Source organism: Saccharothrix espanaensis DSM 44229 (genome assembly GCF_000328705.1).
Classification (GTDB): domain Bacteria; phylum Actinomycetota; class Actinomycetes; order Mycobacteriales; family Pseudonocardiaceae; genus Actinosynnema; species Actinosynnema espanaense.
In genome coordinates, this window is the sequence record NC_019673.1 from 3174780 (window position 1) to 3195677 (window position 20898).

Annotated in this window: 22 protein-coding genes; 12 read left to right on the forward strand and 10 right to left on the reverse strand. The window is 72.3% G+C overall.

Translation table 11 applies throughout. The annotated features are described in order from the left end of the window. Positions 1 to 92: 92 nt before the first annotated feature. Both BN6_RS14500 and BN6_RS14505 read left to right on the forward strand, forming a co-directional pair. Positions 93 to 1253 (forward strand): low temperature requirement protein A, encoded by a 1161-nt coding sequence (locus BN6_RS14500; protein ID WP_015100403.1) that lies wholly within the window; start codon positions 93 to 95, stop codon positions 1251 to 1253. After that, on the forward strand, positions 1253 to 1639 hold the full coding sequence (locus BN6_RS14505) for a VOC family protein (protein WP_015100404.1): 387 nt from the start codon (positions 1253 to 1255) through the stop codon (positions 1637 to 1639). Before BN6_RS14500 ends, BN6_RS14505 begins: the two co-directional genes overlap by 1 nt. Before the next feature lie 117 nt (positions 1640 to 1756). Here BN6_RS14505 and BN6_RS14510 read toward each other — a convergent pair whose 3' ends face one another. Further along, a complete protein-coding gene (locus BN6_RS14510) occupies positions 1757 to 3211 on the reverse strand; it encodes an LVIVD repeat-containing protein (RefSeq protein ID WP_148302877.1) in 1455 nt (484 codons plus the stop codon). Positions 3212 to 3401: 190 nt separating this feature from the next. On the opposite strand from BN6_RS14510, the gene BN6_RS14515 reads away from it, so the two are divergent. Further along, on the forward strand, positions 3402 to 4025 hold the full coding sequence (locus tag BN6_RS14515) for a DUF305 domain-containing protein (RefSeq protein WP_015100406.1): 624 nt from the start codon (positions 3402 to 3404) through the stop codon (positions 4023 to 4025). A gap of 4 nt (positions 4026 to 4029) precedes the next feature. Here BN6_RS14515 and BN6_RS14520 read toward each other — a convergent pair whose 3' ends face one another. Next, on the reverse strand, positions 4030 to 4347 hold the full coding sequence (locus BN6_RS14520) for an antibiotic biosynthesis monooxygenase family protein (RefSeq protein WP_015100407.1): 318 nt from the start codon (positions 4345 to 4347) through the stop codon (positions 4030 to 4032). Positions 4348 to 4429: 82 nt separating this feature from the next. On the opposite strand from BN6_RS14520, the gene BN6_RS14525 reads away from it, so the two are divergent. From BN6_RS14525 to BN6_RS14555, 7 genes are all read left to right on the forward strand, one after another. Further along, on the forward strand, positions 4430 to 5017 hold the full coding sequence (locus BN6_RS14525; RefSeq protein ID WP_015100408.1) for a TetR/AcrR family transcriptional regulator: 588 nt from the start codon (positions 4430 to 4432) through the stop codon (positions 5015 to 5017). A 54-nt stretch (positions 5018 to 5071) separates the two neighbouring features. Further along, complete coding sequence (locus BN6_RS14530) at positions 5072 to 5959, forward strand: DUF6119 family protein (RefSeq protein ID WP_015100409.1); 888 nt, start codon at positions 5072 to 5074, stop codon at positions 5957 to 5959. Beyond that, complete coding sequence (locus BN6_RS14535) at positions 5887 to 6228, forward strand: DUF6119 family protein (RefSeq protein ID WP_015100410.1); 342 nt, start codon at positions 5887 to 5889, stop codon at positions 6226 to 6228. The genes BN6_RS14530 and BN6_RS14535 overlap by 73 nt, the downstream gene beginning before the upstream one ends. Positions 6229 to 6328: 100 nt before the next feature. After that, positions 6329 to 7237, forward strand: a complete 909-nt coding sequence (locus tag BN6_RS14540) for an ABC transporter ATP-binding protein (protein ID WP_015100411.1) — start codon at positions 6329 to 6331, stop codon at positions 7235 to 7237. Positions 7238 to 7242: 5 nt separating this feature from the next. Next, complete coding sequence (locus tag BN6_RS14545; RefSeq protein WP_041312801.1) at positions 7243 to 7968, forward strand: ABC transporter permease; 726 nt, start codon at positions 7243 to 7245, stop codon at positions 7966 to 7968. A gap of 5 nt (positions 7969 to 7973) precedes the next feature. Then, entirely contained in the window at positions 7974 to 9176 is a 1203-nt protein-coding gene (locus BN6_RS14550) for a sensor histidine kinase (RefSeq protein ID WP_015100413.1), read from the forward strand. Further along, positions 9173 to 9793, forward strand: a complete 621-nt coding sequence (locus tag BN6_RS14555; protein WP_015100414.1) for a response regulator — start codon at positions 9173 to 9175, stop codon at positions 9791 to 9793. Before BN6_RS14550 ends, BN6_RS14555 begins: the two co-directional genes overlap by 4 nt. A 366-nt stretch (positions 9794 to 10159) precedes the next feature. Here BN6_RS14555 and BN6_RS14560 read toward each other — a convergent pair whose 3' ends face one another. From BN6_RS14560 to uraH, 7 genes are all read right to left on the reverse strand, one after another. Beyond that, positions 10160 to 11218, reverse strand: a complete 1059-nt coding sequence (locus BN6_RS14560; protein WP_015100416.1) for an XdhC family protein — start codon at positions 11216 to 11218, stop codon at positions 10160 to 10162. A gap of 110 nt (positions 11219 to 11328) precedes the next feature. Beyond that, positions 11329 to 11811, reverse strand: coding sequence for a nucleoside deaminase (locus BN6_RS14565; RefSeq protein ID WP_015100417.1), 483 nt, complete (start codon positions 11809 to 11811; stop codon positions 11329 to 11331). A gap of 56 nt (positions 11812 to 11867) precedes the next feature. Further along, the gene (locus tag BN6_RS14570; RefSeq protein WP_015100418.1) at positions 11868 to 14087 is read right to left on the reverse strand and encodes a molybdopterin cofactor-binding domain-containing protein; all 2220 of its coding nucleotides are present in this window, start codon (positions 14085 to 14087) and stop codon (positions 11868 to 11870) included. Then, on the reverse strand, positions 14084 to 15442 hold the full coding sequence (locus tag BN6_RS14575) for an 8-oxoguanine deaminase (protein WP_041312803.1): 1359 nt from the start codon (positions 15440 to 15442) through the stop codon (positions 14084 to 14086). Before BN6_RS14575 ends, BN6_RS14570 begins: the two co-directional genes overlap by 4 nt. After that, on the reverse strand, positions 15439 to 15906 hold the full coding sequence (locus BN6_RS14580; RefSeq protein WP_015100420.1) for a (2Fe-2S)-binding protein: 468 nt from the start codon (positions 15904 to 15906) through the stop codon (positions 15439 to 15441). Before BN6_RS14580 ends, BN6_RS14575 begins: the two co-directional genes overlap by 4 nt. Before the next feature lie 4 nt (positions 15907 to 15910). Next, complete coding sequence (locus BN6_RS14585) at positions 15911 to 16783, reverse strand: FAD binding domain-containing protein (RefSeq protein WP_015100421.1); 873 nt, start codon at positions 16781 to 16783, stop codon at positions 15911 to 15913. Beyond that, positions 16783 to 17079: a hydroxyisourate hydrolase gene (gene uraH, locus BN6_RS14590; protein WP_015100422.1), complete on the reverse strand. Its 297-nt coding sequence runs from the start codon at positions 17077 to 17079 to the stop codon at positions 16783 to 16785. Before uraH ends, BN6_RS14585 begins: the two co-directional genes overlap by 1 nt. A 162-nt stretch (positions 17080 to 17241) precedes the next feature. Between uraH and BN6_RS14595 the strand changes: the two genes are divergently transcribed. Further along, entirely contained in the window at positions 17242 to 18885 is a 1644-nt protein-coding gene (locus BN6_RS14595) for a PucR family transcriptional regulator (RefSeq protein WP_015100423.1), read from the forward strand. 10 nt (positions 18886 to 18895) lie between these two features. Next, on the forward strand, positions 18896 to 19270 hold the full coding sequence (locus BN6_RS14600) for a hypothetical protein (RefSeq protein WP_015100424.1): 375 nt from the start codon (positions 18896 to 18898) through the stop codon (positions 19268 to 19270). Positions 19271 to 19333: 63 nt separating this feature from the next. Here the strand turns inward: BN6_RS14600 and BN6_RS14605 are convergent, their stop codons facing one another. Next, a complete protein-coding gene (locus tag BN6_RS14605; protein ID WP_015100425.1) occupies positions 19334 to 20743 on the reverse strand; it encodes a DUF1996 domain-containing protein in 1410 nt (469 codons plus the stop codon). Positions 20744 to 20898 lie beyond the last annotated feature (155 nt).

Below are 20898 nucleotides of genomic sequence, written 5' to 3' on the forward strand. Positions count from 1 at the left end.
GGGCGCGAGGCGGCCTCGGTGATCGGTGCGCGCTTCCCCGCCACGGGGGAGCTGCGGGTGCGGCCGGGGGCCCGGCTCGGCATGATCCACGCATGACGAGGGCGTGGTACCGGCCGATGACGGCCCGGCGGTCCGACGAGGAGCACCGGGTCGCCACGCCGCTGGAGCTGTTGTTCGACCTGAGCTTCGTGGTCGCGGTCGCCTCGGCCGCGACGAACCTGCACCACGCGCTGACCGAGGACCACATCGGCCACGGCATCACGGGCTACCTGACCGTGTTCTTCGCGATCTGGTGGGCGTGGCTGAACTTCACCTGGTTCGCCTCCGCCTACGACACCGACGACGTGCCGTACCGGCTCACGACGTTGGTGCAGGTCGCGGGCGTGCTGGTGGTCGCGGCCGGGGTGCCGGGGGCGTTCGACCGGGCCGATTTCACGGTGATCACCGTCGGGTACGTGATCATGCGGCTGGCCATGGTCGTGCAGTGGCTGCGCGCGGCGCGGTCCGACGTCGAGCGGCGCGCGTGCGCCCGGCGGTACGCCCTGGGCATCACCGTCGTGCAGATCGGGTGGGTGGCCCGGCTGTGGCTGCCGGAGAGCCTGTTCTGGGTCGGGTTCCTGGTGCTGGTGGTGGCGGAGCTGGCGGTGCCGGCGTGGGCGGAACGGGTCGCGCGCACCACGTGGCACCCGCACCACATCGCCGAGCGGTACGGGCTGTTCACGCTGATCGTGCTCGGCGAGTCGATCCTGGCGGCGACCAACGCGATCGGCTCCGGACTGGACGCCGGGCACTCGTCGGGCGCGCTGATCTCGCTGGCCGCGGCCGGTCTGGTGATCGTGTTCTCGATGTGGTGGCTGTACTTCGACCACCCGGCGGAGGGGCTGCGGACGTCCATGCGGGTCTCGCTGACCTGGGGCTACGGCCACTACCTGGTGTTCGCCTCGGTCGCGGCGGTCGGCGCGGGGCTGGCCGTGGCGGTCGACCACGACCTGCACGTGGCGCACCTGCCCGCGGTGGCCGCCGGGATGGCGACCACCGTGCCGGTCGCGGTGTTCCTGCTGGTTGTCTGGTACCTACAGGTGTACCCGCGCCAGCGGGGGCCGATCACCTGGGCGTTCCCGGCGGCGGCCGTGCTGGCGCTGCTGGCGTCGTTCGCACCCGCGCCGATCCATGTGGTCGCGGTGGTGCTCGCGGCGCTGGTGGCGGTGACGGTCGTGGTGGAGCGCGACACCGCACACCGAGAGGTTTCCTGATGGTCCACGAACTGCGCCTGGTCGTCACGGCGGCGGACTACGACGAGGCGCTGCGCTTCTACCGGGACGTGCTGGGGCTGCCCGAGCGGGCGGCGTTCAGCTCGCCCGGCGGCCGGGTGACGATCCTGGAGGCGGGCCGCGCCACGCTGGAGATCGCCGACCCGCCGCACGCCGAGTACATCGACCAGGTCGAGGTGGGCCACCGGGTGGCGGGCCACGTCCGGGTGGCGTTCGAGGTCGCGGACTCGGCCGCGACGACCCGTGAGCCGGCGGCGGCGGGCGCGACCGTCGTGGCCGAGCCGGTGAAGACGCCGTGGAACTCGCTCAACGCCCGGCTGGAGGCCCCGGCGGGGTTGCAGCTGACCCTGTTCACCGAGCTGGGCTGACGGCGGGACCGGGCCGCACGCCGCCCGGTACGACGGGCCGGCCAGAACGTCGAGCCGGCCGGAACGTCGAGGGGGCCCGCCCGTCATCGGGCAGACCCCCTCGGCACGCCGTGCGGACTACCGCGGGAACAGCTCGCGGTAGGAGCCCTGCGTCTGCACGTTCAGCTCACCCACGCGGATGAACTTGGCGGTGAGCACGCGCGGGTCCCGGATGTCCAGGACGTCGAAGCCCTTCGCCATGTCCGACGAGTAGATGTAGCCGTTGTAGTAGTACGACGACCACGCGCCGCCGCCCTTGCCGTTGGGCAGCGGGCCGCGCTCGAACCAGCCGATCTCCTTGGGGTTGCGGGAGTCGGTGAAGTCCCAGATCGAGATGCCGCCCTGGTACCACGCCTGCACCATGATGTCGCGCCCCTGCACGGGGATCAGCGAACCGTTGTGCGCCACGCAGTTCTCGGTGTCGGTCTGGGTCCGGGAGATCTTGTAGTACGAGCGGAACTCCAGCTTGCGGTTGTCCCCACGACCGGTGATGTCGTAGATGCCGTCCGCGCCGCGGGTCTTGCCGATGGTCTCGTTGCACGTCGCCGCGCCGCCGCCACCGAGCTCGTCGGTGAACACGACCTTGTTGCCGGCGTTGTTGAACGTCGCCGAGTGCCAGAACGCGAAGTTCTTGTCGTCCTGCACGCGGTTGATCTCGCGGGGCTTCTCCCGGTCGGAGATGTCCCACAGGACGCCGTCACCCATGCACGCGCCCGCCGCGAGGTCCTTGGACGGGTACACGGTGATGTCGTGGCAGCCCGAGGTCGCGGTGACGTAGCCGGCCGGCACGGTGCCCGGCTTGCCGGGGTTGCCGCCGTCCGGGAACATCACGGTCTCCGACAGCAGGGCCGCCCCGGCCGGGTTCTTCAGCGGCACCTTGACGATCGAGATCAGGTCGTGCGGCGGCTGGCAGTCCGGGAACGTGGCGTTCGGGGCGTAGGACGAGACGTAGACGTAGACGTCCTTGCCCCGCTTGTCCGGCACCAGCGTGTGGGTGTGGGACCCGCACTTGGTCTCGACGGCGGCGACGTAGCGCGGGTTGCGCTTGTCGCTGATGTCGAAGATCTTGATGCCTTCCCAGGCGTCCTTGTTCGTGGCCGGCAGCGGCGTGCTGGAGCAGGAGTTGTCGCTGCGGGACGAGTCGGTGGACAGGAAGAGCAGGTTGCCGCGCACCGAGATGTCGTTCTGCGAGCCGGGGCAGAGCACCGTGCTCGCGATCTTGGGCTTGTGCGGGTTGCGGATGTCGTAGACGACGAACCCGTCGTAGTTCCCGTCGAACGCGTACCCGTCCTGGAAAGCCAGGTCCGACCACGTCGAGGTCTCGGTGAACGGTGCCGGCTTCGGCAGGTTCGCGAGGTGCTTCACGTTGCGGCTGTTGCGGATCTCGTCCACACCCGGAATGCCCGTGCCCGGTTGTTCGGGTGCGACGAGCTGGGCTTCCGACAGCCCGGCCAGGTCGGCGTCCGCGCCGGGTTCCGCCACCGCCTGCGGTCCCCAGGTCAGGGTCGAGAGCGCGAGTGCGAACGCCCCCACGGCCGCGACGGTTCTCCGCCGTCGCGCAGAATCGCGTGCAGTCACTTCAGGTCTCCCCTTCCAAACCTGTAGCAGAGACCGCAGTATTGCCCTTTTGCGAGGCTAACCACCAGGCCCATTCGTCGGTAAGGTGCCTATTCCGGCTGGTGGGACGGCCGGGTACGGTGGCGGCGGAGCCGAGGGGGAACGTATGCGGATCTTGTTCGTCGCGGTCGTCGTCGCCTTTCTTGCCGCCTGCACGCCGCAGTCGGAGGAAGCTCCGCCGGTCATCGTGCCCAAGGGGCCCGGTGAACAGGCCGAGACGATGGCGCCCGGTGATGTCGGGACCGACCGCTGGGTGGCGCCGGGCGAGGCGGACCTTAAGTACGTGGCGAGCATGATCGTGCACCACCGGCAGGCATTGGAGATGTCGGCGCTCGCGCCGGAACGGGCGCGAAATGAGACGGTGAAGGGCCTGGCGTCGCGCATTCACGACACCCAGGGGCCGGAGATCGGCGCGATGGAGCAGTGGCGGCGGCAGTTCGCCGAGAACGCCCCGGCGCACGGCCACAACGGGAGCCTGCCGGAGGTCGACCACGGGTCCATGCCCGGCATGGCGACCGACGAGCAGCTGGCGGCGCTGAAAGCCGCGAGCGGCACCGACTTCGACCGGCTGTTCCTGCGACTGATGATCGCGCACCACGAAGGTGCGCTGACGATGGCCGTCGACCTGCTGTCCTCGGGGTCGGACGTGCGGGTCGAGGAGATGGCCAACGACGTGGTCGCGTCCCAGTCGGACGAGATCGCCCGGATGAAGGCGATCTCGCTCCCGTAGGCCGTCAGGACGCGATCAGCACGAGGTCCTCGGTGGGCTGGAACGTCTCCACGGCGTTGCCGGTGACGTGCCGGGCGATGCCCGCGTTGCGCTTGTGCGCTTCCTTGAACGAGTCGGAGCGGACCCACGCCGTGAAGTCCTCCTCGGTGTCGAACTCGTTCACCGAGACGTAGGGCTGGTCCGGGCGGGTGGGGCGCAGCAGCGTGCTGCGGCGCAGGCCGGGGACGCCCGGCAGGTAGGTGCGCATGTTGTCGCGGAAGTGCGCCTCGAACTCCTCGGCCCGGTCCTCGGGCACGAACAAACGGTTGGTCGCGACGAACATGCGGCACCCTCCAGGTTCCCGACGCTACGTAGGGAACTATTCCAACGCGGCGTCGGGAAAGCAAGGGGCTACTATCTGACGAGTGCCGAGGATCAGCGCCGAGACCGTCGCGCAACACCGCGCGAACCGGCTGCGCGATCTGCTCGCCGCGGGTCGCGCGATCGTGGCCGAGGAAGGCCCGGACGCCCTGACGCTGGCCGCGCTGGCCCGCCGGGTGGGTCTGTCCCGGCCGTCGCTCTACGAGTACTTCCGGTCCCGCGAGGAGCTGGTCGCGGCCATCGTGACCGACGAACTGCCTGATCAGGCCCGTCGCCTGGCGGCGGCGGTGCACGCGGTCGAGGGGGTGGCCGCGAAGCTGGAGGCCTACCTGCGGACCGTGCTGGAGATCATCGTGGACGGCAGCCACGGCGCGGTGGTGGCCCTCTCGGCGCACGCCCTCCCGGAAGCCAGCCGCCGCCAGATCCGCGCCGAGCACGAGAAGCTCCTGGCCCCGCTGGTGGGTGTGCTGGTCGAAGCCCGCGTGCCCCAGCCGGGTCTGCGCGCCCTGCTCGTCCACGGTTCGGTGGAGGCCGCGGCGCGCACCGTGCGGCCGGGCGACGTGGAGCAGAGCGAGAACGTCCTGCGGGCGTTGCTGGAACAGACCCTGCACGGCCTGAACGGCCCGTCGTAACGCTCGACCGGTTGTTCGGACGCCGACCACTGCACCTGGTCGGCGGACACCCGGGTGGACCGGTCGTTCGGCATCGATTTCGCGGTGCGGGTCGTGGACGACGACGCGATCCGGCAGTTGACCCGGTGGGCGTTGAGATCGAAGGCGCGGGTCGACCGCAACATCGTGCCCGGTGGGCAGGGTCTGTGGGCGTTCGGGCTGCGAGAGCACGCCGAGTTGGTGAAGGAACTCGTCGCCAAGGCACGCGCCGACCTGGCGGTGAGCCTCACCCACCTGCGCCCCAAGTCGCACCGGCCCAACCCCGGGCCGGGCCTGGAGTGCCGCGACGGCCTCAGGCTCCCGCTCGGTGTGGAAGGCGCGGGCCTGGTCGCGGACCTCCGTGAGATCAACCGGGTACTGGCCGAATTCCCGGTGGTACCGGCGCTCGAACCGCTCCAGTGGGTCCGTCGCGTACCCGCGTGCGACCCCCGGCGCGACGACTTGGAGCGCGCTGTGGCACACCTGCTCGCCGACGCCGACGCCGACGTCGCTTGCGGCGAGATCGGCATCTCCTACCCGGCCAAGTACTTCGAGGGCCCCGACGTGCACCGCTACCGCGGTTCGCTCAACGCGACGGCTGTCGACACCTCGGAACTCATGCTCGACACGATCGGCGATGTTCTCAGGCCGATCCCGGCGGAGGAACGCCTGCGTGCGCTTCGGGCCGGACACATCGACGGCTACTACGAGAACGACGAGAGCCGGAGCGACGGCATGTCCGCGTTGCAGTGGATAGCGGCCGAGGTCGACCTGGAAGGGACGCGGCACATCCTGCTCGACGGGAGTGATTCGCGCTCGGCGACGAATACCTGCGCCATGTCGACCGGGTGGTGCGCAGGGCATTCGACAGCCCGCCACCGTGGGCGTCCGCCCCGCCGCCGGCCACCGGGTCCAGTCCGCTGAGCCACCTGTTCGCCCAAGGGCTGGTCGCCGCCGAGAGCTTCACCGATCCCGCGACGTGGGAGAAGTTTCGCGAGCTGGTGGCCGAGCAGGACGAGGAGCGGGCCGCGGGTCTGGCCGGCCGTCCCGGCAGCGTGGTGTTCGCGATCCACCGCGCCGACCGCCCGCTCACGGTGGACGGGCTGTTCACCTTCGCCCGGTCGGCGCTGGTCTCGGCGTGGACCTCGCTCACCACCTACAGGATCCCCGTCCAGCTCGCCGTGATCGCCTGATCGCCTGATCGGCGGTTGAGCGCCGGTCAACCGATCGGTTGATCCGGGGTGTGGCTCGCCGTGTGATCCACCGGCCGCGGGATCCGGTGAGGCTGGGGGCATGGCAATCATCGAGGTGGTCGACCTCGTCAAGTCCTACGACGAGAAGGTCGCGGTGGGCGGGGTGTCGTTCACCGTCGACGAGGGGGAGATCTTCGGCATCCTCGGCCCGAACGGGGCGGGCAAGACGACGACCGTCGAGTGCGTCGAGGGGTTGCGCGCGGCGGATTCCGGGACGATCCGGGTCGGCGGGCTCGACCCGCGGCGGGACCGGGCGAAGGTCAGGGAGATCCTCGGGGCGCAGTTGCAGCAGAGCGAGCTGCCCGAGCGGATCCGGGTGGGCGAGGCGCTGGAGCTCTACGCGTCGTTCTACCGCGAGCCCGCCGACTGGCGCGAGCTGCTCGGCCTGCTCGGCATCGCCGACCGGGTCGACACCCAGTACCGCAAGCTGTCCGGCGGTCAGAAGCAGCGCGTCTCCATCGCGCTCGCCCTGGTCGGCCGGCCCAGGATCGCGGTGCTGGACGAGCTGACCACGGGACTGGACCCGCAGGCCCGGCGGGACACCTGGAGCCTGGTCGAACGGGTCCGCGACTCCGGGGTGACCGTCGTGCTGGTCACCCACTTCATGGAGGAGGCCGAGCGGTTGTGCGACCGGCTCGCGCTGATCGACGCCGGGAAGCTCGTCGCGGTGGACAGCCCGGCCGGGCTGGTGGCCCGGCTGGGCGGGGAGCAGACCGTGCGGTTCCGGCCGACCACGCCGATCGGCACCGAGCTGTTCGACGTGCTGCCCGAGGTCTCCTCGGTCCAGCGGCACGGCTCGCAGGTCGTGGTCACCGGCACCGGCAACCTGCTGCACGCCGTCACGTCCGTGCTGGCGCGCAACCAGGTCGTCGCCGCCGACCTGCGGATCGAGCAGGCCGGCCTGGACGACGCCTTCATCCGACTCACCGGCAAAGCCCTTTCGGAGTGACCGCCATGACGAAGATCATCTCGACCGAGTGGAAGCTGTTCCTGCGCGAGCCCGCCATGGTGGCGTTCTCGGTCTTCTTCCCGACCGTGCTGATGCTGGTGCTGGGCGCGATCCCGGCGCTGCGCACGCCCGACCCCAAGTTCGACGACCTCCGGTTCGTCGACGCCTACGGGCCCACGCTCGTCGTGATCGCGCTCGCGTTCCTGGGTCTCAACCGGCTGCCCACCGCGGTCGCCTCCTACCGGGAGAAGGGCGTGCTGCGCCGGTTCTCCACCACCCCGGTGCACCCGAGCCGCCTGCTCGTCGCGCAGGTCGCGGTGAACCTCATCGCGGGCGTGGTGTCGATCGGGCTGGTGCTGGTGGTGGGCAAGGCCGTGTTCGACATCGACCTGCCGCACAGCCCGCTGGGGTTCCTGGCCGCCTGCCTGCTCGGGATGCTGTCGCTGTCCGCGCTCGGCCTGCTGGTCGCCGCCTGGGCACCGGGCGCGGCCTCGGCCGGCGGCTGGGCGACGGTGGTGTTCATGCTGGTGATGTTCTTCGGCGGGGCCTACCTGCCGAGGTTCCTGATGCCGGACTTCCTGGTCCGCGTCGGCGAGCACCTGCCGCCGGGCGTGGGCGCGTTGCAGGCCGCGTGGCTGGGCACCGCGCCGAGCCTCGTGCACCTGGGCATCCTCGCCCTGATCACGCTGGTGGCGGGTACCGTCGCGGCGAAGTCGTTCCGCTGGGAGTAGGGGTCGTGGTGGCAGACAAGCTCGACGTGTGGGAACGCCGGCTCGGCGTCCTGGCGAACCTCATCCCGTACCTCGCCCTGCTGCTGCCCACCCTGATGTACCTGGTCCTGGTGCCCGATCCGCCGGAGCAGCGCCTGGTCACGCTCTCGATCGTCGCGGGCGCGGTCGCGTGGATGCTGTGGTGGCACACGTTGCACCCCGCCTGGCGCGCGCGGTCCGGGCTGATGGTCGTGTTCTTCCTGGGTGTCCTGGTCTTCTACGCGGTGCTGGGCCTCGACGACCCGATCTTCGGGTTCTACTCCTTCGCCGGGTACGTGTACGCGATCGACTGCCTGCACGGCCGCATGAAGTTCGTCGGGGTGCTGATCAACGCGCTGATCGCCTCCGCCTCGCTCTACGGCGGTTTCCCGTCCACCGAACCACTGGCGATCTTCACCTACGTCGTGATCACGTTCTTCATCGTGATGGTCGCGATGACGTTCACGACGCTGGGGTTCATCACCGCCGAGCAGTCCCGGCGGCGCAAGGAGATGGTGGCCGAGATGGCCGCGATGATGGAGGAGAACGCGGGCCTGCACGCCCAACTGCTCATCCAGGCGCGGGAAGCGGGCGTGCTGGACGAGCGGCAGCGGCTGGCGGGAGAGATCCACGACACCCTCGCCCAGGGGTTCACCGGCATCATCACCCAGCTCCAGGCCGTGGACGAGCCGTCCCGGCGGGTGGACACGGCGCTGCGGCTGGCCCGGGAGAACCTCGCCGAGGCCCGCCGCTCGGTGCACGCGCTGCGCCCACCCGCGCTGGAGGACGCCAACCTGCCGGACGCGCTGGTCGAGGTCGCGTCGGGCTGGACCGACCAGACCGGCGTGCCCGCCTCGGTCGCCACGACCGGCGCGGCCCGCCCGTTGCACCCCGAGGTGGAGGTGGCCCTGTTGCGCACCGCGCAGGAAGCACTGTCCAACGTGGCCAAGCACGCGTCCGCGTCACGGGTCGGGCTCACGTTGTCCTACATGGAGGACGTGGTGACGCTCGACGTGCGCGACGACGGCACCGGGTTCGACCCCGGCCGCGAGACCGAGGGCTACGGTCTGGTCGGGATGCGCCAGCGGGTGTCCCGGCTGGCCGGGGCGCTCGCCGTCGAGTCGGAACCCGGTGCGGGCACCGCGGTGTCGGCGTCGGTGCCCGCGATCCCGGCAGAGGTGGCCCGGTGATCCGGGTGGTGATCGTGGACGACCACCCGGTGGTGCGCGACGGGCTGCGCGGGATGCTCGCCGCGGCCGGCGACGTGGACGTGGTGGGCGAGGCGGCGGACGGCGCGGAGGCCGAAGCCGTGGTGCGGGCCAAGAACCCGGACGTCGTGCTGATGGACCTGCGGATGCCGGGCGTGGACGGGGTGACCGCGATCGGCCGGCTGCGCGACTTCCCGGCGCGGGTGCTGGTGCTCACCACCTACGACACCGACAGCGACGTGCTGCCCGCGATCAAGGCCGGCGCGACCGGGTACCTGCTCAAGGACACGCCGCGCGAGGAGCTGTTCCGGGCGGTGCGGTCGGCTGCGCGCGGCGAGGCGGTGCTGTCGCCGTCGGTGGCCACCAGGCTGGTCGGGCAGGTGCGGGCGCCGACCGCGGAACCGTTGAGCGAGCGGGAGGTCGAGGTGCTCGGCCTGATCGCGCGCGGCTGCACGAACCGGGAGGCGGCGGTGCGGCTGTTCATCAGCGAGGCCACCGTGAAGACGCACCTGGTGCACGTCTACGCGAAACTCGGCGTGAAGGACCGAGCGTCGGCGGTGGCCGAGGCGTACGAACGGGGCTTGCTGGGCGGCGTGTGACGTACCCTCCACGTCGTGATCGAGTCCGTTGTCCAGCCGGATCTGGTGCTGGCGCTGCACGACGCCGTCCGGCGCGGAGCTGCCGGACGAGGTGGACCACGCAGCGGCGATCGCGTCCTGCGTGTCGAAGGAGCCGCGCCGGTCGGACTACGCGATCCCGGACGAGCAGGGCGACACGTACGTGGCCGAACGCGCCGGGCCCGAACCGGTCTGGACGGAGCTGTCCACCGACGACACCGTGCGCCCGGTGTACGAAGCGGGCCCGGAGCACGACGAGCCGAGCCCCACCGACCTGGTCCGCGGCACGAGCCCGTGCGGCCGGCTGACCCCCTGTCGCCGGCGGAGAAGTAGCAGTACTGCGACGCGCTACGCGCCACACACAGCCGGCGTGTTCCCTGGAGTTGTTGGCGCAACGGGCCGCCACGCATCCCGCCGCCGTTGAGGAAGATCAGCGCCAGGGGGGTCCTCCTTGTGGATCGGGGTGTCGGTGGCCGACAGCGGCAGGCCGGCGCCGCCGCGCCGCGCGGCGATCAGTTCGGCGACGATGGACACCGCCGTCTCCTCGGGTGTGCGCGCGCCGAGGTCCAGGCCGATCGGTGACCGCAGGCGGGCGATCTCGGTGTCCGACAAGCCTTCCTCGCGCAGCCGGGCCAGGCGCTCCAGATGGGTGCGCCGGGATCCCAGCGCGCCGACGAAACCCAGCGGCCGGCGCAGTGCCTCGGCCAGCAGCGGGATGTCGAACTTCGGGTCGTGGGTCAACACGCACACCGCCGTGGACGGGTCGGTGCGGGTCGCCGCCAGGTACCGGTGCGGCCAGTCGACCACGACCTCGTCGGCGGCCGGGAACCGTTGCGGGGTGGCGAAGACGGGCCGCGCGTCGCACACCGTGACGTGGTAGCCGAGGAACTTGCCCTGCTGGGCCAGCGCCGCCGCGAAGTCGATCGCGCCGAACACCAGCATCCGCGGTGCCGCACCCCACGCCTCCACGAACACACCACCCACAATGGACGAGCGGGAAACCGCGTGCTCCGGCAGCGAGATCGAGCACGTTCCCGTCGCGAGGTCCCGGCTCAACACCACGGGACGGCCACGCGCCGCCGCCCGCAGCGCCGCCCGGATCTCCGGCGTCACGACCTGGACGAACACCTCCAGCTCACCGCCACACGTCAAGCCGACCGCGAACGCGTCCTGCGCCGAATACCCGAACCGGGCGCGCTGCGGCCGCCCGTCGGCCAGCACGGACAGCGCCAGCTCGTACACCGCGCCCTCGACGCACCCGCCGGACACGCTGCCCACCACGCGCCCGTCCGGGTGCACGGCCAACGCCGCACCGACCTCGCGGGGCGCGCTGCCCCGCACGGCCACGACCGACGCCACCGCGTACGGCCCGTTCCAGTCCGCCACCGCGGACGCCAGATCGCGCACCGAACACCTCCCTAGCGCAGGACCGCGGTGACGCCCTCGACCTCGAAGCAGAGTACGAACATCCCCACGATGACCGTCATCCGCCGGTCGCCGCCGCCCGTCCCGCGCGACTAGTAGTCGACCCGGTCGGCCCGGGAGAGCCACGCCGTGAACGGCGCGTTGTCGGCACCGGTGGAGATCTGGTGCACGGGCAGGCTCCACTGGTCGCGGGGCTTGCCGAACAGCTCGTAGAACTCGCGGTCGTCGAACCCGGCCGACGCGGCGTCGTGCCGGTCGGCGGCGTAGACGACGCGGTCCACCCGCGCCCACAGCGCGGCGGACAGGCACAGCGGGCACGGCTCGCAGGACGACACCAGCACGCACCCGGGCAGCTTGAAGTCGCCGACCGCCCGGCAGGCCGCCCGGATCGCGACCACCTCGGCGTGCGCGGTCGGGTCGAGCGTGGTGGTGACCTGGTTGGTGCCGGTGGCGATCACCTGGCCGGCCCGGACGATCACCGCGCCGAACGGGCCGCCGCCGGCGGCGACGTTGCGGGTGGCCAGCTCGATCGACTCGCGCAGCCAGGTGTGGTCGGGGGACCCGGACGTGGTCATCTTCGGTTGCTCCTCTGGGGCTGCGCCTCTGGGTCTGCTCCTCCGGCGGGGCCGGGTCAGGTGCCGGTGATGTGCTCGGGCCGGACCGGCACGCGGGTCAGGGCGAGGCCGGTGGCGGCGCGGATGGCCGCCACGATCGCCGGGGTGGACGAGATGGTGGGCGGCTCGCCGACGCCGCGCACACCGTACGGGGCGTGCGGGTCGGCCAGTTCCAGCACGTCGATGCTCATCGGCGGCATGTCCAGCACGGTCGGGATCAGGTAGTCGGTGAACGACGGGTTGCGCACCTCGCCGCCGGTGGTCTGGATCTCCTCCATCACCGCCAGGCCGAGCCCCTGCGCCGAGCCGCCCTGGATCTGACCGAGCACGGCCTGCGGGTTGAGCGCCTTGCCGACGTCCTGCGCGCAGTCCAGCCCGACCACCTTGACCAGGCCCAGCTCCACGTCCACGTCGACCACCGCGCGGTGCGCGGCGAAGCCGTACTGGACGTGCGCGTCGCCCTGGCCGGTCTCCGGGTCGATCGGCTGGGTCGCCCGGTGCCGCCACTCCACGGTCTCGTCGATGACCTCGTCGCCGAGCACCGCCACCAGGTCGGAGGTGTCCCTCCCGCCGGCCAGCTTCGCCAGCTCGGCGCGCACCGCCGCGCACGCGGCCTTCACCGCGCCGCCGGTCACGTAGGTCTGGCGGGACGCCGACGTCGAGCCGCCGTTGCCGATGCTGGTGTCCATGGGCAGGATCGTCACCCGCTCCACGCCCAGTTCGGTGCGCACGATCTGCTGCATGATCGTCACCAGCCCCTGGCCGACCTCGCACGCCGCGGTGTGGGCGAGCGCGGCGGGCTCGCCGTTGATGACCTGGAGCCGGACGCGGGCCGTGGAGTAGTCGTCGTAGCCCTCGGAGAAGCAGACGTTCTTGATCCCCACCGCGTACCCGACCCCGCGCACCACGCCTTCGCCGTGCGTGGTGTTGGAGACGCCGCCGGGCATGTCCCGCAGGTCCAGCGCGGCCGGTGCCGGCGGCAAAGGCTTGTCCTTGACCAGTTTCAGCAACTGCGCGACCGGCGCGGCCGAGTCGACCACCTGCCCGGTCGGCAGCACCGAACCCTCGGCCATCGCGTTCACGACCCGCACGTCCACCGGGTCCATGCCCAGCGCCTCGGCCAGTCTGTCCATTTGGGACTCGTAGGCGAAAGCCGCCTGCACCGCGCCGAACCCGCGCATCGCGCCGCACGGCGGGTTGTTCGTGTAGACGCCCCACGCGTCGATCGACACGTTGTCCACGTCGTACGGGCCGACGCCGAGCGTGGCCGCGTTCGCCACCACGGCGGGTGTGCTGGACGCGTACGCGCCGCCGTCGAGGTAGATCTTCGCCTTGACGTACACCAGCTTCCCGGTGCGGTCCGCGCCGTGCTCGTAGTACAGCACGGCCGGGTGCCGGTGCACGTGGCCGTAGAACGACTCCTCGCGGTTGTAGACCATCTTGGTGGGCTTGCCGGTGTGCACCGCGAGCAGGCACGCGTGCACCTGCATCGACAGGTCCTCGCGCCCGCCGAACGCCCCGCCGACACCGGACAGCGTCAGCCGCACCTTCTCCAGCGGCAGCCCCAGCGCGGACGCCACCTGCGCCTGGTCGACGTGCAGCCACTGGGTGGCGATGTAGAGGTCGACGCCGCCGTCCTCGGCGGGTACCGCCAACCCCGACTCCGGCCCGAGGAACGCCTGGTCCTGCATACCGACCTCGTACCGGCCGGTGACCACGACCTCGGCCGTCGCGGAGGTGTCGCCGCGCCGGATCGGCACGTGCCGCACCAGGTTCCCGCCGGGGTGCAGCGGGGTGTCGTCCTGCGCGGTCTCCATGTCCACCACGGGCGTCAGCACGTCGTACTCGACCTTGATGCGCTTCATGGCCCGCAGCGCGGTCTCCGGGTGGTCCGCGCCGACCAGCGCGACCGGTTCCCCCTGGTAGCGCACGAGGTCCACGGCGAGCACGGGCTGGTCCTTGTGCTCCAGGCCGTACAGGTTGCGCCCCGGCACGTCCTGGTGGGTCAGCACCGCGTACACGCCGGGCACCTTGAGCGCCTCGGTCAGGTCGACGGAGAGGATCCGCGCGTGCGGGTGCGGGCTGCGCAGGGTCGCGCCCCAGATCATGTCCTCGTGCCACAGGTCCGAGGCGTAGGCGTACTCGCCGCGCACCTTGAGGTTGCCGTCCGGGCGCTGCGGGCTCGTGCCGACACCGCCGGACACGGACGAGGTGAGTTCGGCCGGGGTCAGGCTCATCGGGCCGCCTCCTTCAGTCGGGTGCTCGCGGCCCGCAGCTCGCGGGCCAGTTCGGCGTCGGCCGCGGTGCGCAACTCGCCGTCCGCCACCACGGTCCGGCCGCCGACCAGCAGCAGCTTCAGCTCCGGCGTCGGCCCGAGCACCAGCGCGGCCACCGGGTCGTCGATGCCGGCGTGCGCCAGGCCGTCCAGCCGCCACACGGCCAGGTCGGCGAGCTTGCCCGGCTCGACCGAGCCGATCTCGGCCGCCCGGCCCAGGCACCGCGCCCCGCCCATGGTGCCCAGCCACAGCGCGCGCCGGACGTCCAGCGCGCGCGGCCCGCCGCGCTGCCGGGCCTGGAGCAGCGCCTGGCGCAGCTCCTCGACCAGGCCGCCGGACTCGTTGGACGCCGCGCCGTCCACGCCCAGCCCGACCGGCGCGCCCGCGTCGAGCAGGTCGCGGACCGGGGCGGTGCCGGTGCCCAGCCGGCCGTTGGACGTGGGGCAGTGCGCCGAGCCGGTGCCGGTCGCGCCGAGCTTGCGCACCGCGTCCTGGCTCAGGTGCACGGTGTGCGCGAGCCAGACGTCCTCGCCCAGCCAGCCGGTGCGCTCGGCGTACTCGGTCGGCGAGCAGCCGTGCTCGGCCTGGCACTGGTCCTCCTCGTCGAGCGTCTCGGCGAGGTGGGTGTGCAGCCGGACGCCCTTGCGCCGGGCCAGTTCCGCCGCGCCGGACATCAGCTCGGGGCTGACCGAGAACGGCGAGCACGGCCCGACCGCGACCCGCAGGACCGAGTCCGGCGACGGGTCGTGGTGCGCGTCGATCGCCTTCTCCGTCGCGACCAGCGCGGTGTCGGTGTCCTCGACGAGGTCGTCCGGCGGCAGCCCGCCGTGCGAGCGGCCCCGGTCCATCGAGCCGCGCACGGCGTGCAGCCGGAGGCCGATCCGGCGGCCCGCGCCCACCAGCGCCTCGAACTGGTCGCCGCCGGCCCGCGGGAAGACGTAGTGGTGGTCGGCGGCGGTCGTGCAGCCGGTGGTGGCCAGCCGCGCCAGGCCCGCCGACGCGGCGGCGTGCGTGATCTCCGCGTCCAGGCCGCGCCACACCGGGTACAGCGTGGTCAGCCACTCGAACAGGGTGGCGTCCTGGGCCAGGCCGCGGGTCGCCCACTGGTAGAGGTGGTGGTGGGTGTTGACCAGGCCGGGCGTGACCAGGCAGCCGCTGCCGTCGACCCAGGTGTGCGGACCGGTCGGCCGGGGGGCCTGGCCGGGGCCGACGGCGGTGATCCGGCCGTGCTCGAACACCACGTGGCCGAACGCGTGCTCGGTGCCGGCTTCGTCCATCGTGGACACCGCGACGCCGTCGAGGACGGTGGGGGTCACCGCCGCGCCTTCCGCGCCGCGAGCCGCACCGCGTCCAGGATCTTCTCGTAACCGGTGCAGCGGCACAGGTTCCCGGCCAGCGCCTCCCGGATCTCCGGGTCGCTCGGCTCGGGCACCCGCTCGACCAGGTCGTGCGCCGCGACCACCAGGCCGGGCGTGCAGAACCCGCACTGCACCGCGCCCGCCTCGACGAACGCCTCCTGCACCGGGTCGAGCCCGCCGGCCGGTGCGAGGCCCTCGACCGTGCGCACCTCGCGGTCCTGCGCCTGGCCCGCGGCGACCAGGCAGGAGCACACCGGCACGCCGTCGAGGTAGACCGTGCACGAGCCGCACTCGCCCTGCTCGCAGGCGTTCTTGGAGCCGGGCAGGCCCAGCCGCTCGCGCAGCACGAACAGCAGGCTCTCGCCCTCCCAGACGTCGTCGGCCCGGCGCTGCTCCCCGTTGACCGTCACGTTCACGCGCATGGCTTCAGGCGACCTTCCCGGTGTAGTCCTGCCACGCCCAGCCCAGCGTGCGGCGGGCCAGCACGGCCAGGGCGTGCCTGCGGTACGCGGCGGACCCGCGCACGTCGTCGATCGGGCTCGCGGCCCGTGCCGCCAGCTCCCCGAACCGCCGTTTGACCGAGTCGAGCAGCGGTCTGGGCGATTCCCACTGGTCGGTGGCGGTCAGCTCGCCGGAGAGGAACTCCTCGGCCTCGGCGGCCCGGCGCGGCGTCGGCGCGGAACTGCCCACGGCCGCCCTGACCAGGCCCTGACCGGGGTGCAGGGCGACCGCGAAGGAGCACACCGCGATCACCATCGCGTTGCGCGTGCCCACCTTGGCGAACTGCTGCGGGGCTCCGGTCTCGGGCAGGTGGACGGCCGCGATCAGCTCGTCCGGTTCCAGCGCGCTGCGCTTCACGCCGAGGTAGAAGCCGGTGGCCGGGATCAGCCGCCGGCCCCGGGCGGACACCACCTCGACCACGGCGTCCGAGGTCAGCAGCACCGGGTGGGTGTCACCGGCGGGTGAGGCCGCGCCCAGGTTGCCGCCGACCGTGCCGCGGTTGCGGATCTGCGGCGAGCCGACCGTGCGCGACGCCATCGCCAGGCCCGGCAGGCGGTCGCCCAGCTCGGTGATGATCCGGGTGTACGGCACGCCCGCGCCGATCCGCACCACGCCGTCGGCCACCGACCACTCGCGCAGCTCGGCGATCCGGGTCAGGTCCAGCAGCGCGTCCGGGCGTCGGTGGTCGAAGTTCAGCTCCACCATCACGTCCGTGCCGCCCGCGATCGGCACGGCAGCCGGCCGCTCGGCCTTGAGCGCCACCGCCTCGGCGAGGGTGTCGGGTCGAAGGAAGTCCATCAGCTACCTCGGTAGGTGGAGTACGCGAACGGGGACAGCAGCAGCGGCACGTGGTGGTGCTCGCCGGGGTCGGTGACCCGGAAGGTCAGCACCACCTCCGGGAAGAACGGGGCCACCTCCCCGGTGTCGAACACCAGCCGGTAGACCCCGGCGGCGTCGGACGGCCAGCCGGTGATCCGGCCGTCCGGCCCGGTGACGTCCCGCGCGACGGTCGCGCCGCCGTGCTCCAGGCGGACCCGCAGGCCGGCGGCGGGCCGACCCCGCGCGGCGTCGAGCACGTGGGTGCTGATCGTCACTCGTCCTCCCTCGGTGTGTGAGCCAGTACACAGAGCGGGCCGGCTGTTCGGCTACGGCTGCGGCGCATGAATCCCAGGCTCCTCCGGCGAGTGGATTTGTGCTTTCCTACAAACACGATCGGACGAAGGTGGACCGCCCGGACGACGTCGAGGAGGTGCGCTGTGCTGGTTCGCGATCTGCTGCGGATGCCCGAGCTGCGGCTGCGCCTCACCGTCGGCGAGCAGTGGCTGGACCGGCCCGTGACCAGGCTCTACGGCACCGAGCTGCCCAACCCGGCGCGCTACCTGGCCGGCGGTGAGCTGGTCGTGTCCGGGCTGCTGTGGTACCGCTCGGCGGCCGACTGCGAGACGTTCGCGGCGGCGCTCGCGGAAGGTGGCGCGGCCGGGCTCGCGGCCAGCACGCCGGTCGTCGGCAAGCTGCCCGAGGCCCTGGTCGAGGCGTGCCGGCGACACCGGATCCCGCTGCTGGAGGTGCCGGTCGACCTGTCGTTCGCGCTGATCACCGAGCGGGTCGTGCTGGAACTGGCCGCCGAGCGGGTCGGCGACGCGGGCGCGCAGCTCGGCCGGCACCGGCGGCTGCTGACCGTGGTCGCCGGCGGCGGCGGCCTGGACGAACTGCTCGCCGCCGGCTCCGCCGAACTGGGCGCGGCCTGCCGGGTGCTGTCCACCACCGGCCACGTCGTGGCCGGCCCAGCCCTGCCCGGCCCAGCCCTGCCCGGTGCTGCCCCGTCCGGCGCCGCCCTGCCCGGTGCCGGCCCGTCCGGTGCCGTCCCGTCCGACGCCGCCGCGCTGGTCCGGGAATTCCTCCAGGCCGACCGGCTGCCCAAGGTCGCCCGCCGCACCACCCTGCTCCCCGTGGCCGAGCGCGGCGGGTCGCGGCTGGCCACCTGGATCCTGGCCGTCGAGGGCGACCGGGCGCACGACGAGGTCGCGGCCGAGCTGGCCAGCCTGGTCGGCGTCGAGCGGGCCCGGGTCGTACAGGGCAGGCGGATCGAGAACCGCGCCGCCGGCCCCCTGCTGCGCGAGCTGCTCAGCGGCACCGGTGACCTCACCGCCCGCACCGCCGCCGTCGGCTGGGACGCCGACACGGCGCTGCGGGTCCTCGTCGCCTCCGCCTCGGACGGCCGGGTGGACGCGCTGGCGGCACTGGTCGCCGAGGTGCTGGCCCCCGTGACCCCGCACGCCCTGGTCGGCGCGGTCGACGGCGAGGTGTACGCGGTCGCGCCCTCGGCGGCGATCGCCCCCACGGCGATGGGCGTTTCGTCGGCGGCGGACGGATCTTCGCCGGCCGGTGGGTCGCTGGCCGGTGGGTCTCCGCCGGTGGGCTGGGCCGAGCCGGTGCGGGCCGCGTTGCGGGCCGTCGAACCCGGTCTGGGCGGTACGCGGGTGCTGGTGGGCATCTCGTCGCCGGTCGCCGCGACCGGTCTGCGCGGTGCGGCGGAGGAAGCGGCGCACGCGCGTCGGTTGGGCGAGCGGCGGGCCGGGCGCACGTGCGTGGTGGCGGGGGAGGAGATCGCGCTGCACCAGCTCCTGCTCGCGGGCGTCCCCGAGGAGCTGCGCGGCTCGTTGCGCCGGCGGGTGCTCGGGCCGGTGCTGGACTACGACGCCGAACACGGCACCGACCTGGTCGGCACGCTCCGGGTGTTCCTCGACCGCTCCGGCTCGTGGACGGCCGCCGCCGGCCAGTTGCACGTGCACGTCAACACGTTGCGCTACCGGATGGGCCGGGTGGAGGACCTGCTGGGCGTGGACCTGGCGGACTTCACCGTCCGCGTGGACCTGTACCTGGCCCTGCAAGCGGGGTGATACTGGAGCCATGGCCCCCTGGGGCAACCTCGCGCTGTTCGCGGCCGCCGCCCTCGCGCCGTCCGCGCTGTACTGGGCCGCGCTCCGGGTCCCCCGCGTCGTCGGCCGGCTCCGCCGAGAACCCGCTGCGCCGCAGGGGCTTCCCATCGAACGCCTGGCAGCGGACCTGAGGCGGGTGCGCGCGGCGCTCGCGCGAGTCGAGCCGGGCACGCCGCAGGCCCGCCGTGCGGGGGCGCGGCAGGCGTACGACGCCCTGTTGGCACAGGCTTGTGCAGCGCTCGACGTGACGCACCGGCTGGACGTCGTCCCGGAGGGCGTCGACCGCGAGATCGAGCGGCTGAGGGTCGAGGAGTCGTTGCGGCAAGCCGGTGTGGTGGTCTCCTGACCCCGCCGTGGGCCAGGAGACCACCGGAGTGTCAGCGCACCGGCGCGAACGCGTCCACCGCCGTCACTCCCGGCACTTCTTGCCGCTGTTGATGCAGTTCACCACCCGCTGCATGATCTCGTCGGACATCACGTTCGCGAAGTCGTCGTGGTCGGAGAACGGGTTGTGCTCCTCCTCGGGGAACGCGTCGACCGCGTACTGGCCGTTGGCCTGCACGTCGCGCGGGATGTTGTAGGTCAGGCTGATCCGGAGCTGCGGCACGGCCCGGAAACCCTTGGGGCAGCGCCCGTTCTGGTCCGGGTAGACGATGTGGTCGCGGTGGTTGGCGCTGTCGGTGTTCTTGCCGTCCCAGCAGCTCGCGAAGTCGTGCACGCGCTTGACCTTGCTGCCCTGCGGGCAGATCGGGTACTTGTTGATCAGCACCTTGTCCTCGAAACCGGTGCAGGTCCAGGAGTTGCGGGCGTTCTTGGTGCCGTTGGTGGAGACCTTGGCGTCGCCGTAGAGCACGCGCAGGAACTGCGGCATCGCGGTGACCTTGCCGACCGGGCTGCCCCGGAAGGAGATGTCGACGACCTCGGGGCGCTGGATGTCGCCCTCGTTGCCGGGCAGTTCGTTCTCGTCGCTCGCGCTCTTGCCGTCGCCCTTCTCCGGTGCGTCCGGCTCGGCCTCGCGCTGCTCGTCGGCCACCTTCACGTCCTCGGCGTCACCGTCCTTCACCGTGCACGGGGCGAGCCGTTGCAGCCCGCGCGGCCGTTGCGCGACCCGGTCGATGGCGTCGGCGATCCGGTTGATGGTCGCGGACCGCTTGTCCCGCAACGGCTTGAGCACCTGGTTGTTGACCGCGCCCGGGTCGTCCACGTTGATCGACTTGAGCTTGGTGTTCGCCTCGGCGACCTGGTCCTTGAGCGCCGTGAGGTTGCGGTCCACCTCGGCCCTGGCCTGGCGCGGGACCTCGCGCAGCTTGCGCTTGACGTCCGGGCACTCGACCTGGGCGTTCGCGGGCTGTCCGGGCTCCCCGCCCTCGTCCTCGGTGTCGATCCGCACCACGGGCCAGAAGTAGGTGGACTTGTCGCCGTTCTTGCAGGTGGTGTCGCCTTCGAGCAGGCTCTCGTCGGTCGAGTCGGCGTCCGTGGTCACGTTGCCCACGTAGTCGTGCAGGTGCTGCGCGCCGTTGCGGACACCGGGCTGGGCGATGAAGTTGTCCGGGTTGAAGTGACCGTTCTCGTTGCGACCGCAGTCCACGCCGAACGTGCCGGTCGTCGCGTCCCGCTCCGGCCTGGGCGCCTTGACGTTGCGGCCCTGCTTGGTGATGTCGACGAACAGGGACTTGTCGGCCCCGTCCGCCTGGGCCGTGCCCTGGTCGCCGGTGGTGGAGATCGCGACCGCCAGGCCGGTCGCCAGGGCCAGTCCGGCGAGCCCGGCGGTGAGCTTGGTGCGCCGGGAGAACCGGTGGCGCCCCTGGTTTCGCGTCATGGATGTGTCACCTCGTCGTAGGTACGCGCATGAGCTTCGAACCCCGACCGCCGGTGGGCGGCGGACACCGTGGCATACGTACCACTCCCGGTCCGCGACCTGTTCGTTACCCGTTCGTTACCAGGTTCCGCCCCCTAACTTCCGGCCGGCGTGCC